Origin of the sequence: Flavonifractor sp. An82 (genome assembly GCF_002159265.1) — a bacterium.
Taxonomy (GTDB): Bacteria; Bacillota; Clostridia; order Oscillospirales; family Oscillospiraceae; genus Flavonifractor.
The window spans coordinates 194,627-209,724 of the sequence record NZ_NFHG01000002.1; the positions used below are offsets into that span (position 1 = coordinate 194,627).

At 57.5% G+C, this 15,098-nt stretch carries 14 protein-coding genes and 5 tRNA genes; 9 read left to right on the forward strand and 10 right to left on the reverse strand.

The annotated features are described in order from the left end of the window. Nucleotides 1-51: 51 nt before the first annotated feature. The 6 genes from B5G34_RS04580 to B5G34_RS04605 all read left to right on the forward strand — a co-directional run bounded on the left by B5G34_RS04580 (nt 52) and on the right by B5G34_RS04605 (nt 4,737). A complete protein-coding gene (locus B5G34_RS04580) occupies nt 52-567 on the forward strand; it encodes a hypothetical protein (protein ID WP_040646834.1) in 516 nt (171 codons plus the stop codon). 270 nt (nt 568-837) lie between these two features. After that, the gene (locus B5G34_RS04585; protein ID WP_087334703.1) at nt 838-1,548 is read left to right on the forward strand and encodes a class I SAM-dependent methyltransferase; all 711 of its coding nucleotides are present in this window, start codon (nt 838-840) and stop codon (nt 1,546-1,548) included. 41 nt (nt 1,549-1,589) lie between these two features. Further along, the gene (locus B5G34_RS04590) at nt 1,590-2,405 is read left to right on the forward strand and encodes a class I SAM-dependent methyltransferase (RefSeq protein WP_087334705.1); all 816 of its coding nucleotides are present in this window, start codon (nt 1,590-1,592) and stop codon (nt 2,403-2,405) included. Between the two features lie 24 nt (nt 2,406-2,429). Continuing rightward, a complete protein-coding gene (locus tag B5G34_RS04595) occupies nt 2,430-3,236 on the forward strand; it encodes a class I SAM-dependent methyltransferase (RefSeq protein WP_087334707.1) in 807 nt (268 codons plus the stop codon). Between the two features lie 33 nt (nt 3,237-3,269). Beyond that, nucleotides 3,270-4,256, forward strand: coding sequence for an AraC family transcriptional regulator (locus B5G34_RS04600; protein ID WP_087334709.1), 987 nt, complete (start codon nt 3,270-3,272; stop codon nt 4,254-4,256). A gap of 130 nt (nt 4,257-4,386) precedes the next feature. Then, nucleotides 4,387-4,737, forward strand: coding sequence for an MptD family putative ECF transporter S component (locus B5G34_RS04605; RefSeq protein ID WP_242956835.1), 351 nt, complete (start codon nt 4,387-4,389; stop codon nt 4,735-4,737). Here the strand turns inward: B5G34_RS04605 and B5G34_RS19070 are convergent. From B5G34_RS19070 to B5G34_RS04635, 7 genes are all read right to left on the reverse strand, one after another. After that, complete coding sequence (locus B5G34_RS19070) at nt 4,652-5,332, reverse strand: hypothetical protein (protein ID WP_162609412.1); 681 nt, start codon at nt 5,330-5,332, stop codon at nt 4,652-4,654. The genes B5G34_RS04605 and B5G34_RS19070 overlap by 86 nt on opposite strands. A 71-nt stretch (nt 5,333-5,403) precedes the next feature. Beyond that, complete coding sequence (locus B5G34_RS04610) at nt 5,404-6,078, reverse strand: hypothetical protein (RefSeq protein ID WP_204245906.1); 675 nt, start codon at nt 6,076-6,078, stop codon at nt 5,404-5,406. Nucleotides 6,079-6,417: 339 nt separating this feature from the next. Then, nucleotides 6,418-6,493 (reverse strand) — tRNA-Lys (locus B5G34_RS04615). 3 nt (nt 6,494-6,496) lie between these two features. Then, nucleotides 6,497-6,571 (reverse strand) — tRNA-Gln (locus B5G34_RS04620). A gap of 63 nt (nt 6,572-6,634) precedes the next feature. After that, nucleotides 6,635-6,710, reverse strand: a tRNA-His gene (locus tag B5G34_RS04625). Between the two features lie 35 nt (nt 6,711-6,745). Further along, nucleotides 6,746-6,822: transfer RNA gene (locus B5G34_RS04630), tRNA-Arg, on the reverse strand. Nucleotides 6,823-6,825: 3 nt separating this feature from the next. Next, nucleotides 6,826-6,899: transfer RNA gene (locus B5G34_RS04635), tRNA-Gly, on the reverse strand. A gap of 176 nt (nt 6,900-7,075) precedes the next feature. Between B5G34_RS04635 and B5G34_RS04640 the strand changes: the two genes are divergently transcribed. Further along, nucleotides 7,076-7,738, forward strand: a complete 663-nt coding sequence (locus tag B5G34_RS04640; RefSeq protein ID WP_087334711.1) for an HD domain-containing protein — start codon at nt 7,076-7,078, stop codon at nt 7,736-7,738. A 46-nt stretch (nt 7,739-7,784) separates the two neighbouring features. On the opposite strand, the gene clpB is transcribed toward B5G34_RS04640, so the two are convergent. Next, nucleotides 7,785-10,418, reverse strand: coding sequence for an ATP-dependent chaperone ClpB (clpB, locus tag B5G34_RS04645; RefSeq protein WP_087334713.1), 2,634 nt, complete (start codon nt 10,416-10,418; stop codon nt 7,785-7,787). 210 nt (nt 10,419-10,628) lie between these two features. On the opposite strand from clpB, the gene B5G34_RS04650 reads away from it, so the two are divergent. Next, nucleotides 10,629-11,999: an MATE family efflux transporter gene (locus B5G34_RS04650; RefSeq protein WP_087334714.1), complete on the forward strand. Its 1,371-nt coding sequence runs from the start codon at nt 10,629-10,631 to the stop codon at nt 11,997-11,999. A 58-nt stretch (nt 12,000-12,057) separates the two neighbouring features. Here the strand turns inward: B5G34_RS04650 and B5G34_RS04655 are convergent, their stop codons facing one another. Together B5G34_RS04655 and murC are read right to left on the reverse strand one after the other, a co-directional pair. Beyond that, complete coding sequence (locus B5G34_RS04655; protein ID WP_087188213.1) at nt 12,058-12,459, reverse strand: hotdog fold domain-containing protein; 402 nt, start codon at nt 12,457-12,459, stop codon at nt 12,058-12,060. A gap of 145 nt (nt 12,460-12,604) precedes the next feature. Beyond that, nucleotides 12,605-13,975, reverse strand: coding sequence for a UDP-N-acetylmuramate--L-alanine ligase (murC, locus tag B5G34_RS04660; protein ID WP_087334716.1), 1,371 nt, complete (start codon nt 13,973-13,975; stop codon nt 12,605-12,607). 107 nt (nt 13,976-14,082) lie between these two features. Between murC and B5G34_RS04665 the strand changes: the two genes are divergently transcribed. Beyond that, nucleotides 14,083-15,078 carry a tRNA nucleotidyltransferase gene (locus B5G34_RS04665; protein WP_087334717.1) on the forward strand — a complete coding sequence of 332 codons (996 nt, stop codon included), beginning with the start codon at nt 14,083-14,085 and terminating at the stop codon, nt 15,076-15,078. The last annotated feature ends 20 nt before the right edge of the window (nt 15,079-15,098 follow it).

Here is a 15,098-nt window from a genome sequence, read left to right on the forward strand (position 1 = left end):
CCGATTTTTTCCACCCAGAATACGAGCAGATGATCGTGATAGGGGATGTGTATGAACTGGACGCGCACCGTTTTGGACGGGTTCGCTATGGCGGCCTACTTTAACCTGTTTGCCGGACTGGTGGCGCTGTATAAGCCTCGGCTGATGTTCCCCGGTTATCCGCCCGCCATCATCAAGGCGGCAAAAGATCCGCCCACCAGTGCGGAAAACCGCTTTTACTGGATTTGGATCTGTTTTGGGGAGCTGCTGCCCCTTCTGCTTTATGGCGCGGTCAGTACCATGGAGGGTGGGACAACAGGGTTCTGGCCTCTGGCTCTGACCGGGTATATCCAGTGGATGATGGTCAATTTCTGCGACCTGTTCTTTCTGGATTTTTGGCTGGTTCAGAGGAAGGCGAAAAGACGGTTTATCATTCCGGGGACCGAAGGGCACCCCGGCTACAGGTTCAACGCCTGGATGAAGGACTACGCTCTGCCGGAGCACCTGCTCCAGTGGCCGTTTTTGATGTGTCCCATCCTGGCGGCAGCCCAGGCAGGGCTGGGGCTGCTCATCGATATATTTTGGTGAACGGTAAGAAAACAAGATGTGCCGCATGACTGCTCCTTTTCAAATCATCAGTCCGGCAGTCAAGATGATGGGGTACAAAAATTGTTTCCCATACCCCCAGAGGGGCCGCTGGAGGAAGGGAAAAAAGATGAATGAAGAGTGTGGCTTTCAGCGGCATTCGATGACATGATTCCGAAGATATCAGTGAAAAAGCGCTCCAATGTGGGGCCCGCACTGTTTGGTACCAGCTCTGCCCTCATGATGACGCTGGATGTGGCGCTGGGTGCTTGAGTGAGTGAAGGTGAAAAAAAGGGACAAGAAGAGCGGATTCAAAACGCCTACCGGGGATTGGGAGGCAAACGGACATTTTATGATGGCATGATCACCTGTTCCACCCTGTCAGGCCGGGCGGTATGCCGCCTGGTATGGGGAATGGGCCGGGCGGAAACCCGGGACTACCTTTGCGCCGCCCTTGCCGGGATACCGGAGGGGTTTTCCGGGAGTCTGCTGGAAGTCCCCGTGGGTACCGGTATCCTGACCATGCCCCTCTACCGGGAAATGCCGGAGGCGGAGATCACCTGCCTGGATTACTCGCTGGAGATGCTGGAACGGGCAAAATGCCGGGGTGAGGGACTTTCCCATGTGCGTTTTCAGCAGGGGGATGTTGGGGGGCTGCCTTTTGGGGACGGCAGTTTCGACATCGTACTCTCACTCAACGGCTTTCATGCGTTTCCGGACAAGGAGGCCGCCTGGCGGGAGATCTTTCGTGTACTGCGGCCCGGCGGAGTTTTCTGCGGCTGCTTCTATGTGCGGGGACAAAACCGCCGCACGGACTGGCTAATCCGCAGGCTGTATGTGCCAAAGGGCTGGTTCACCCCGCCCTTTGAGACGGCGGAGAGCCTGCGGCATCGTCTGGAGGAAACATTCGGGCCGACAAAGGTCCGCACCGTTCAGAGCATAGCCTCTTTTGTCTGCCGGAAGGCGAAGGAGAAACACCCGTAAACGAATTGTACACAAATATTGAACAACAGGAGGAAAATCAAATGCAGCAAAAGCGTAATCAACAAGCAGAAATTCGTCTCGGCAGTCACGGCGAAGACTACGGGAGCTGGATGTCCAATCCCGTGTTCTATATTATCGGCGGCATTACGGCTCTGGCCGTGGTTTTGGCCATACTCTCCTTTTCGGTGTTCCACATCACAGCTCTCGGCGTTCTGCTCTCAGTTGTTACGGCGGCGCTGGCAGCCCTGCTGGTCTGGATCACATGGATCAGGCGCCAGTATGCCTTTGGCGGCGGCGGGATCATGGAACAGGTTCACCGGGTCGTTCTCTCTCATCTGGACTATGACGGCCAGGGCAGTCTCTTGGAAGTCGGCTGCGGCTCCGGAGCCCTGTCGATTCGTGCGGCCCTGACCTGGCCGGAGTCAAAGGTCACTGGCATGGACTACTGGGGAGCTGTTTACAATTACAGCAAGGCCCTCTGTGAGAAAAACGCCGCAAGTGAAGGCGTGACCTCCCGGTGTGTGTTCCGGCATGGTGACGCCAATCATCTGGATTTCCCCGATGAGAGTTTTGACGCGGTCATCAGCAACTATGTCTACCACAATGTCATGGGAGCCGATATGCACAAACTGTTGCTGGAGAGCCTGCGGGTGCTGAAAAAAGGCGGCGTCTTTGCTCTGAATGATGACATGAAGCCCAAGCTGTACGGCGATATGGATGTCTTTGCCCAAAAACTGCGGGAGATGGGCTATCAGGACGTCCGGCTCATTGATACCGCAGAAGAAGCCTTCGGCTCCCACCGCCGGGCTGCCATGATGATGCTGGGCTCTTCCCGGCTGCTTGTGGGCAGAAAGTAATTCGTCCAAATAGGAGGGTTGATCATGTCCAAGTTGGGTGTTGTAGAGGACACGCTGTTTGTCCCCATGCTGGGCAGGATCTATGCCAGCGAGTACTGCCCGCAGATCCTGTACGATCCAAAGGCGCTGGAACTGAAAAAGAAACTGCCTTCCAGCCTGCCGGAGCAGGACGGACAGAGCCAGTATACTCTGCTGGCCTCCGCCGCCCGGTCCGCCAATATGGATCGGTACATCCGGGCGTTTCTGGAGCACAGGTCGAACGGCGTGGTCGTTCAGCTCGGCTGCGGTCTGGAGACGACATATTCCCGCTGCGACAACGGAAGGTCGCGCTGGTATGCCGTGGATTTGCCCCATGTGGTGGAGTACCGGCGAGAGCTGCTGCCGGAGCCGGAGCGGGAGACCTATCTTGCCGGAGATGCCTTTGCTGAGGACTGGATCAGGCAGATCCGTGCCGATGTGCCGGATGCTCCTATTCTGGTCACCGCCGGAGGCCTGTTCCACTATTTTGAGGAAAGCAAGGTTGTGGGCCTCCTGCGGATGCTCACGGGGTTTGGAGAGATTGAAATCGTCTTTGACTCCGTGAGTAAAAGCGGTATGGCCATGATGCGAAAAAAGTACATGAAGCAAGTGGGCCACGGGGATGCGCAGATGTTCTTCTATGTGGATTCCGCATCGGTGCTGGCCGGAAAAATCGGCAGCGGGGTCAGGGTGCTGGCTGAGGAGCCTTATTACCGCCATATCCCCCGAACCGGATTGAAGCTGTCCACTAAGGTCAGCATGGCGGTTTCAGACCGGTTCGGTATGGTGAAGATGGTACAGTTGAAGTTATAGAAATTTTTATGTGAAAAGAGGTGAAATCTCCCCATGATCTATGATAATTGTTACCTCAATCAACTCTATAATGATTTGCTTTCCAATTCTCCACAAACTATTGCTTTGGATATCCCCAATGAATTAGGGAGCGGACGTATTACTCAAACAAAAATTAAGCATGGGGTGATTCTTTCTGATTGGGAATTAAACTACCGCTCTGATATGAATGTGCAGGGATGTGTCAGCAAGGAGTATATGCAAATTATTTTCTGCCTGAATGACGGAATTTCCTGGGGCATCATGGATGAACGGCGTTCTGTCTCTATTCAAAAGAATGAGTCCTGTATTTATGCTGGGCACGGGGGTACAGAATACATTTGCTACAAAAAAGACAGCAATTTCTTATTCAAGAGCATAAAAATCCCTGTTTCCTATTTTTCTCGCCTTCTTGCAGATTACTTTGACGGGCAGGAAGTAACTGCTTATGAAAAGAAACTTCTTAACGGGATTTCTAAAGTCCCGGTAACACCCGTTATGGAGCAAATTTTAGCGGAGACAAGCCGGTTCACACAGTATCGCGGCGGTCTTGGCTATTTATATTTAGATGGCAAGCTGCTGGAACTGCTTTCTATTTATTTAAGCGAAGTGCTTGAATTGGACATCCTGATGGGCAACGATATTTCGATGTCTCGGACTGAGAGGACCGCCATTATGGAAGCCAAGAGAATTATAGACGGTCAGCTTGCATTTGCTCCTTCGTGTGAGGAATTATCTCGTATGGTACACTTGAGCATGACGAAGTTGACACGCGGGTTCTCATCATTCTACGGTATGCCGATCCATCAATATATTATAGAGCAGCGTTTGGCACAGGCGGCACAGTTGCTTTTGGAAGGCAACTGGAATGTAAGTGAGGTTGCTACGATAGTCGGATATGGGAAAGCCAGTAATTTTGCAGCCGCCTTCAAAAAGAGATATGGAGTGGCGCCAAAAAATTACCGAGAAAGCCGGTTCGATAGCACAAAAAAAGAAGCCTGACTGTTTTTGGGTCAAAACGGGTAGGTTTTGGGTTGGATTAGTCTACGATAACTGATATTCTATGTGGTGCGGTTAGGTAATGCTAACTGCACCATATTTTCATTTTCTCAGAGATAAGGAGGAGACTGGTATGAGTTCCCAGAAAAAAACTTCCCGGCTTGAGGGAAAAGACTTAATCACCATCGGCATCTACACCGTTATCTATGTCGTCATTGTTATGTTGGTGGCGATGATTGGCTTTATTCCCATTTTTATTCCGCTGATGGCGGTGCTGTGCCCTTTGATTGGCGGCATCCCTTATATGCTGTATGTTACAAAGGCTAAAAAATTCGGGATGACCGCAATCATGGGTTTCCTGATTGGCCTGATTATGGTGTTCTTCGGTAACGGCTATCTTACTTTCCTTCAAAATTCAAAATCGCATCTCCGTACTTGGCCAGAAGCAGAGCGCAGACAATCAGGTGGAACGCCTCATCTGTGACCAATTCGGGGGATGCGAGATCGGCAAGAGTGATATTGCGGCTGCCGGTGGAGATGGCTTTGGCCGCCTGATAAACACTGTACAGCTCCGGTTGGATGCCGGCGAGCTGGACAGATTGGAAGTCAAACCCACTGGCATCAAACTTCCAGATCATCCTGCGCCAGATGTCCCCATACGCCGTGAGGAGAAACAGCGCGGCCAGATTACGGCCTGACATTCGATAGCAGCGCGCACGCCAGTGCTGCCAACGCTCCCGATGACTATCTCTCAGGAAAAATCCAATGGAGCAGCCATTGAAACTCCTCTCTAAGCGGGCCTGAAGCTGCACTCCCGCTTCAGGGAAGAAGCAATCCCTGACAAACTCGTTGAGGTCAATCGCACCGGCCACGATCCGTTCATCCAGACAGACACACTGCTCCAAAGGGCAGGGATGATTGCGTCTGAAGTTCATGCAGTATGGGCACTCCATGTCATCTCTGCTATATTGGAAACCGGGATAGTATCGGCCATGGCCTCTGGGCTTAAAATAGGGCGGGGTCATCATCTGCTGTTCCATCTGGCACAGCGGTGTATCCCGCATGAAGTAGCGTGTCATTAGTGGTGTGCTCCTTTCAGTAAAGCAAAAAAGCGCCGGAGTCTTATTTCTAAAACTCCGGCGCTTGAATATTACATGATCGGTTCTTGGTTATAGGGTTCCATGAGGTGCTGCTCCTGCTCCCTTATGCGATCCAGAGCATCGGGAGCTGCAATGGCAATCTGCTCCTGAATGCCCCGGATGCACTTTTCCTGCTCGGCAGTCAAATCAAAACCAGCGTCTAAGGTGTCAGAGCAGCACCGGTAGATTTCGATAAGCTGTTCCTGATTGAAGATTTGCTGTTTGGAAATGAGGCCGGCGCGGATGGCGAAGTCCTGCTTGGCACCTACATAGTTTTCCTGAAAGTAATTGCCCTGATTGAGACCTGTGCGGTCGAAGCTCCAGTCCCATGTGACGAATTGGACGCCAAGCCGGGTGGGATGGGCAGCCAGCACGGCTCCATTGAAGTCAGCCAGCAGGCGGTAGTCACCAGTCAGGCTTTGGGCTTGCAGGGGCGGAGCCTGTTCAAGCAGCGTCATGTACTCCCGCACGGTGCAGGCCAGATCGGTGGCTCGCTCACAGGCCCGTTCCCGTTCCGGCATCGCTACATCCTCCTGCCAGTAGCGAACGCCTCCGTCCGCTGTGATCCGGCAGAGAGGGAGACCATCCCACTCCACAGGAAGCAATTCATCCTGTTCCGGCTGCGGAGTGAATCCCTCGCGGTGGAGAGCGGTGCGAAGCTCCTGAAAAAACTGTTCTCGGTTCATTTACTACCTCCTGACATTCAGTGCCCTTTTTGAATTTGTCTGAAAACAAAAAGGGCGCCAATTCGATGGCCCGTCGTGACCAACAAATTGACGCCTCAAATTTTGTGTATTCTATTGATAGAAAAATAGCGCCCTTTTTGAAAATAACCGCTTCAAAAAGGGCGCCACATGGTTTCGGATTTGCCAATCACCGAAAAAAGGGGGTTCGAATCCCACCAGTTAGGGGGAAACAGTGGTTGGCATCTATGGATTCATTCGTAAATTTCTGAGCGAAAAAAGCCCGGAAACGGTAGATGCCACTGGCTTTTCGCCAGTGGCATCTATACCGTTTTGATTTTATGGTGACCCGTCGGGGATTCGAACCCCGGACCCACTGCTTAAAAGGCAGTTGCTCTGCCGACTGAGCTAACGAGTCATATGGCTGGGATGGCTGGGCTCGAACCAGCGAATGCGGGAGTCAAAGTCCCGTGCCTTACCACTTGGCTACACCCCAACATAGCTGGTTAATAGCAAAGGGGCCGGAGCGGACGCTCCGGCCCTTCCGCCATGCGTTTTATGGGGTGGATGACGGGACTCGAACCCGCGACACTCGGAACCACAATCCGATGCTCTACCAACTGAACTACATCCACCATAGAACTGATTCGCGTCTCACACAGGGAGACGATGGCACGCCTGAAGGGACTCGAACCCCTGACCCACTGCTTAGAAGGCAGTTGCTCTATCCACCTGAGCTACAGGCGCGTATGGAGCGGGTGATGGGAATCGAACCCACGCGACCAGCTTGGAAGGCTGGGATTCTACCATTGAACTACACCCGCATGGGCGCTGACCACCACTAAGTACGTCAGCCAGAATATAGTAGCATATGGCGGGCGGTTTGTCAACGCTTTTTTACAAAGAATAAAAAAGAAATTGATCAGGGGAGGCTTGAAAAGAGACAGCGCCTTGGCTATGATGAAACAGGCGGTCACGCCGCCGGAAAGGAGCGGAAAAAATGCGCGTTACGTTTCCAATGGTGCGGGAGTCGGAGGAGATTCGCACCTATATTACCCAGGCCGACCAGTCTCTGCTGGCCCTGGGCTTTACCGAGCACAGCTTTGCCCATGTGACCCGCTGCGCCCAGGTGGCGGCGGACATTCTGGACCAGATGGGCTTTGACGCTCACCAGCAGGAGCTGGCACGGATTGCCGGCTTCATGCATGACATCGGCAATGTGGTCAACCGCCATGACCACGCCCAGACCGGGGCAGTGATGGCCTTTCGTATTCTGGACAAGATGGGGATGGAGCCGGCGGATGTGGCGGCGGTGATCACCGCCATCGGTCACCACGACGACGCCACCGCCTTCCCGGTGAATCCGGTGGCGGCTGCCCTGATTCTGGCGGATAAGACCGATGTGCGCCGCAGCCGGGTACGCAACAAGGAGCACCAGAGCTTTGACATCCACGACCGGGTGAACTACGCCGCTGAGCGCTCCGACCTGGCCCTGGACCGGGCCGCCGGGACCTTCACGCTCACCCTGACCATCAATACGGAATTCTGCGCGGTGATGGATTATTTTGAGATCTTCCTGGAGCGTATGCTCCTATGCCGCCGGGCAGCGGAGTACCTGGGTCTGCAGTTCAAGCTGGTGATCAACGGACTGGCCTTGCTGTGAGAGCAAAAAACAGCGGATGGGGAAATCCCCATCCGCTGTTTTTTATTTAGGGTTGGTCCACCACCTGGCCGGAGAGGACGCTTTTGGCATCCACGGTTAGCTCGCCGCCCACGCAGTCCACGGTGAGGGTGTCGCCGGGCTGGACCTGGTCGGCAATGATCTTCCGGCTGATGAGGGTCTCCACCCCGTGCTGCACGAAGCGGCGCAGGGGCCGGGCACCGAAGGCGGGATCGTAGGCGCTGTCGATGATGAAGCGCTTGGCTTCCTCCGTGAGGACCACCTTCAGCTGCTTCTCCTCCAGACGGCGGTTGAGCTCGCCCACCAGCAGGTCGATGATGTGGGTGATGTTGTCCTTGGTAAGAGGCTTGTAGAACACGATCTCATCCAGACGGTTCAGGAACTCAGGCCGGAAGGAGTGACGCAGCAGCTCCTGCACGGCGCTCTTGGCCTCCTCGGTGATCTCGCCATTGGCATCGATGCCCTCCAGCAGGTACTGGGAGCCCAGGTTGGAGGTCAGGATGATAATGGTGTTCTTGAAGTCCACGGTGCGGCCCTGGCTGTCGGTGATGCGGCCGTCGTCCAGCACCTGAAGCAGAATGTTGAACACGTCGGGATGGGCCTTCTCCACCTCGTCGAAGAGGACCACCGAGTAGGGGTGGCGGCGGACGGCCTCGGTGAGCTGACCGCCCTCCTCATAGCCCACATATCCCGGAGGGGCGCCGATAAGGCGGGACACGGAGAACTTCTCCATGTATTCGCTCATATCGATACGCACCATATTCTTCTCGCTGTCGAACAGGGCCTCGGCCAGGGTCTTGGCCAGCTCGGTCTTGCCCACGCCGGTGGGGCCCAGGAACAGGAAGGAGCCGATAGGCCGGTCGGGGTCGGCAATGCCGGCCCGGCTGCGCAGGATGGCCTCGCTGACAAGGCGCACGGCCTCGTCCTGGCCCACTACCCGCTGGTGAAGGATATCCTCCAGGTGGAGCAGCTTCTCCCGCTCGCCCTCCATCAGCTTGGCCACGGGGATGCCGGTCCAGCGCTCGATGATGCGGGCGATCTCCTCCTCGGTGACCTTGTCCCGCAGCAGGCTTCTGGCCTTGCTCTCGTTGGCGATGGCCTCCTCCGCCTCCAGTTGCTTGCGCAGCTCGGGGATGCGGCCATACTGCAGCTCGGCGGCCTTATTCAGGTCGTACTGCCGCTGAGCCTTCTCCAGTTCGGCGTTGGCGGCCTCCAGGTCCTCCCGCAGCTTCTGGACCTTGCCGATGGCGTTCTTCTCATTCTCCCACTGGGCCTTCTTGGCGTTAAACTCGTCCCGCATCTCGGCCAGCTCCTTCTGGATCTCGGCCAGGTGCTCACGGGACAGGGCGTCGTCCTCCTTCTTCAGGGCGGCCTCCTCGATTTCGTGCTGGATGATTTTCCGCTGGATGATGTCCAGCTCGGTGGGCATGGAGTCGATCTCGGTGCGGATCATGGCGCAGGCCTCGTCAATAAGGTCGATGGCCTTGTCGGGCAGGAAACGGTCGGTGATATAGCGGTCGGACAGGGTGGCGGCGGCGATGATGGCCCCGTCCTGGATCTTCACGCCGTGGAACACCTCGTAGCGCTCCTTCAGACCACGGAGGATGGCAATGGTGTCCTCCACTGTGGGCTCGTTGACCATGACGGGCTGGAACCGTCGCTCCAGGGCGGCGTCCTTCTCGATATACTGGCGGTACTCGTTGAGGGTGGTGGCGCCGATGCAGTGGAGCTCACCACGGGCCAGCATGGGCTTCAGGAGGTTACCGGCGTCCATGGCGCCCTCGGTCTTGCCGGCGCCCACAATGGTGTGCAGCTCGTCGATAAAGAGGATAATGCGGCCCTCGGACTTTTTGACCTCGTTGAGGACAGCCTTCAGACGCTCCTCAAACTCGCCCCGGTATTTGGCGCCTGCGATCAGGGAGCCCATATCCAGGGCAAAGATGGTCTTGTCCTTCAGGGAGCCGGGCACATCGCCCTTGACGATCCGCTGGGCCAGGCCCTCGGCGATGGCAGTTTTGCCCACGCCGGGCTCGCCGATGAGCACGGGGTTGTTCTTGCTCTTGCGGCTCAGGATGCGGATCACGTTGCGGATCTCGTCGTCACGGCCGATGACCGGGTCCAGCTTGTTCTGCCGGGCCCGTTCCACCAGATCGGAGCCGTACTTCTTCAGAGCGTTGTAGGTCTCCTCCGGGTTGTCGGAGGTGACCCGCTGGTTGCCCCGGACGGCAGTAAGGGCCTGAAGTACCCCTTCCTTGGTGACATTATAAGTGCGGAAGAGTTCTTTCAGTTCCCGGTTGGCGGTGTCGATCAGGGCCAGCAGCAGGTGCTCCACCGAGACGTACTCGTCCTTCATGGAGGCGGCAATGGACTCGGCGGTGTTCAGGCACTTATCCACGTCCTGGGCCACATAGATTTTGCCCTGCTCCCGGCCGGAGCCGGACACCCGGGGCAGCTTCTCCACCTCCGCCTTGGCGGCGGCGGTGAAGGAGGGCACGGTGAGGCCCATGTTCCCCAGCAGCTGGGGGATCAGGCCGGCCTCGTCGCTGAGCAGTGCCAGCAGCAGATGGGGCTGCTCGATCTGCTGGTTGCCATATTCGGTAGCCAGACTCTGGGCAGCCTGAACGGCCTCCAGAGATTTCTGGGTATACTTCTGTGCATTCATAAAAAACACTCCTTTCAAGGGGCAGCTTTTTGTTTGTCCTCAGTATAGTCCCCTGTACCCCAAAAATCATGAACGGAGTGTGAATTTTTAGCACTCATATCATGAGAGTGCTAAACCCTTCGTGTAGGGGAGGGATCGCTTGCGCTTACCCCCTTTACGAGTGAAGAAAAAAGAGGTATAATGCCGTGGATTGCCTGAAGGAGGAGAGACATGAGACGGACCAACGACTTGGGGAACGACCCGGTTTTTCGCCTGGTGTGCAAGCTGGCCATTCCCACTATGCTGGCCCAGCTGGTCAGCGTATTATATAGTATCGTAGACCGCATTTATATCGGCAACATTCCCCAGATCGGAGATCTGGCTCTGGCAGGAGTGGGTGTGTGCGGCCCCATCGTCACCCTGCTCAGTTCCTTTGCCTCTCTGGTGGGCCTGGGTGGTTCCCCCATTCTGGCCATGCGCATGGGGGAGGGCAACCAGAAGGAGGCCAGCCGGGTGCTGTCCAACAGCTTTTTCATGCTGCTGGTGCTGTCGGTGGGGCTGACGGGGCTATTTCTGCTGCTGAAAGGGCATTTGCTCCAGTGGTTCGGCGCCAGCCCGGCTACCTTCGGTTACGCCGATACCTATCTGACTATCTACACCGCCGGAACCTTTTTTGCCCTGATGGCCACCGGTATGAACAGCTTCCTCATTGCCCAGGGCTTTTCCGGGCTGGGCATGGCCACCGTCATGCTGGGGGCGGTGCTCAATATCGTGCTGGACCCCATCTTTATTTTCGGCCTGAAGCTGGACGTGGCCGGAGCCGCCCTGGCTACAGTGATCTCCCAGATGGCCTCCTGTGCCTTTGTGCTCTGCTCCCTGCTGCGCAAAAAGATGCCGGTGCGTCTGAAGTGGGGCGGCTTTGACAAGCGCATCATGATGCGCATCGTCACCTTCGGCCTGTCCCCCTTCCTCATCATTGCCACCGACAGCGTGCTGCTCATCGTGCTCAACACCGTGCTCCAGCGCTACGGCGGCCCGGAGCTGGGAGACACCCTGGTGACCTGCGCCACCATCGTACAGAGCTATCTGCTGCTCATCACCATGCCTATGGGCGGTCTGACCCTGGGTACCCAGCCGGTGATCAGCTTCAACTACGGAGCGGGCAATGCCGGGCGCATCAAGCGGGCCATGAAGTCCATCGTGGGGCTGTGCCTTACCTTCTGTGGTCTGATGACGGTGGTGACTTATACCCTGTCGCCGGTGTTTGTGGGGCTGTTTACCCAGAACCCGGAGCTCATCGACCGGTCGGTGGGCTACATCAAGGTCTTTACCGCCATGATCCTGCCCCTGGCCATCCAGTATCCCCTGGTGGACGAGACCACCGCCCTGGGCCATGTGCGGCTGGCCCTGTTCTGCTCCCTGTTCCGTAAGTCGGTGTTCCTGGCCTGCCTGCTGCTGCTGCCCGCCCTGGTGTCGGCAGAGGCCACCTTCCTGTCCGAGCCCATTGCCGACGCCATTGCAGCCACGGTCACCTCCATCCTGTTCCTTCGCTTCTTCCCCCGCATCCTGGCCGAGCGGTGTGGAACGCCCGCCGGACACTGAAACAAAAAACCGCCGTGAAGCCACGCTTCACGGCGGTTTTTTTACAGGAAAGGGGGGATCAATGCTCCTTGCGCTGGCACTTCTTGGGGGTCACGCAGGTGCCCTCAGCGATGGCCACCACGATGGGCTCATCCAGGAAATCGGCAGCGGAGTCGCTGATGTCGGGGCGGGGCACCGCAACCTTGCGGGCCTCGAACTTCATCTTGCGGGAGGTGTTGCCGATGTGAGTGATCTCACCATACGCCTCGATAAAATCACCGGCGTAAACAGGCGCCTTGAACTCAATGTTGTTGTAGGCGCAGAACAGGCCCTCGTCGCCATCACACTGGATCAGCAGCTCGGTGGCCACGTCGCCAAACAGATGTACCATATGGGCGCCATCCACCAGATTTCCGCCGTAGTGAGCGTCCTTGGCGGACATCCGCAGGCGGATCATCGAGGTGTACTTTTTCTCTTCCATGTCGATTCCACTCCTTATTCATATTTGTGAAAAGAGAACAAAAGGGACAGGATACTAAAGACATTGTACGTCTCTTTATCAGCCTTGTCAACAGCGGAAATTTGTGGTATAATCCATTTTTTACTTTAGCGAGCAAAAGAGATCGTCAGCCCTGCAGGAGGGACTCACCAGCGGTATAGATATTGCCGGCCCCCACCGTGAGGATCAGATCGCCGGGCCGGGCCAGCTCCTTCAGCTTGTCGGTCACATCGGCCAGGGTGGGGCAGTAGATGCTGCCGGGGATCTGGTCGGCCAGATCCTGGGAGGAGATGCCCAGCTCGTTGGTCTCACGGGCGGCGTAGATCTCGGCCAGCAGGGTGATGTCGGGCTGGCGGAGGACCTTGACAAAATCATCGAAGAGGGCCTTGGTGCGGGTATAGGTGTGGGGCTGGAAGGCGCAGATGATCCGCTCATAGCCCAGGGTGCGGGCGGCGGCCAGCAGGGCCTGGAGCTCGCCGGGGTGGTGGGCGTAGTCGTCAAAGACCTCGGCGCCGTGGTAGGTGCCCTTATGCTCAAAGCGGCGGCCTGCGCCCCGGAAGGCGTTGAGACCCTCGCTCACCGCCTTGGGAGAGACCGCCAGGGAGATAGCGGCGGCGGCGGCGGCCAGGGCGTTTTTCACATTGTGCTCGCCGGGGACCCGCAGACCCACCCGGGTAAAGACCTCGCCCCGGTAGATGATATCAAAGGTGGGCAGACCACGGTTCCAGGTCAGGTTGGCGGCGTGAACGTCGCCCTCCTCCAGACCGAAGGTGAGGATGGGACGGGTCTCCCCCTTCAGGGTGTGCATGGTGTTGGCGTCGTCGGCATTGGCCACGATGACGCCGTTTTCCGGTACCCGGTCGGCAAAGGCCCGGAAGGAGTGCTCCACGTCGTCCAGGTCCTTGAAGAAGTCAAGGTGGTCCGCCTCAATGTTGAGGATGACCGCCACGGTGGGGAAGAAGGAGAGGAAGGAGTTGCAGTACTCGCAGCTCTCCAGAATGATGGTGTCCCCGTGGCCCACCCGGTAGCCCGACCCCAGCAGAGGCAGGGTGCCGCCGATCATGACGGTGGGGTCCATCTGGGCGGCCATGATGATGTGGGTGCACATGGAGGTGGTGGTGGTTTTGCCGTGGGTGCCCGAGATGCACAGGGCGTTTTTGTAGCCCCGCATAATGGAGCCCCAGGCCTGGGCCCGCTCAAAGACAGGGATGCCCTGGGCGTGGGCCTGGGCGATCTCCGGATTGTCATCGTGGACGGCAGCGGTGCGGATGATGAGGTCGGCGCCCTGCACGTTCTCCGCCCGGTGGCCGATGGCCACAGGAATGCCCAGGGAGCGGAGGTGCTCCACCGTGGCGCTGTCGTTCATATCCGAGCCGGTGATTTTGACCCCCATCTTGTGGAGCACTTCGGCCAGAGGCGACATGGAGACGCCGCCGATGCCCACCAGATGGGCGGTACGGCCGGGGGTCAGATAGTCGTGAATATTGGAATTGGTCATGGGTTTACACACCCTTTTCTACAGATTATAATGATAAAAGGTCAACACTATATTATAGTCCATTATAGGTAAATGGCAAGCCAAACATACCGGAGGAGGTGGAGAAAATGGGGAAATGGCCCATACCGGCGGGGGTAAACCGCTGTCTGGAGGTCCTGCGGCGGGTGGGGCAGGCCGCCCATCCGGTGGGAGGCTGCGTCCGGGACCTGCTGCTGGGGCGGAGGCCGGGGGACTATGACGTGTGCACCTCCGCCCGGCCGGAGCAGGTCATGGACCTGTTTGAACGGGCCATCCCCACCGGGATTCAGCATGGGACGGTCACCGTTCTGACGGAGGACGGACCGGTAGAGGTGACCACCTTCCGCCGGGAGGGGGGCTACGCCGACGGACGGCATCCCGACGCGGTGACCTTTGACGTAGGGCTGACCGAGGATCTGGCCCGCCGGGATTTCACCATCAATGCCATGGCTCTGGGGGAGCAGGGGGAAGTGGTGGACCCCTTCGGCGGGCAGGCAGATCTGCGGGAGGGCCTGATCCGGTGCGTGGGGGAGCCCGACCGGCGGTTCGGAGAGGATGCGCTGCGGATGCTGCGGGCGGTGCGGTTTGCCGCCCAGCTGGGCTTTGCCATTGAGCCCGAGACCGGGAGGGCCATTCTGAGGAATGCCGGGCGGGTGAGCCAGGTATCCGGGGAGCGGATCAAGGCGGAGTTGGAGAAGACCCTGCTCTCACCCCACCCGGAGCGAGCGGGGGATCTGATCCGCTGGGGCCTGCTGGCCCACCTGTGGCCGGTGACGGATTGTCCGGATCTGGATAAATTGGGGGCTGTGCCCCCGGAACCCATTCCCCGGTGGCGTGCCTTTTGCGGAGAAACGGGCTTTCCCCTGGAAACGCTGCCGGTGGAGCGGGCCCTGCGCCGGGGTGTACGCCATCCGGAGGAGGAAGTTTTGCACCGTCTGGCCCTGTCCGGTGGAGAACTGGCGGCCATGGGACTGCGGGGGAGGGAGATCGGCGCTGCCCAGCGCAGGCTGGCCCTCCATGTGCTGGAGCACCCGGAGGACAACCGGCGGGAGAAGCTGCTGGAATTGCTGCAAAAAACAGACTGAGCGGTTTAGAATGTTGGCAT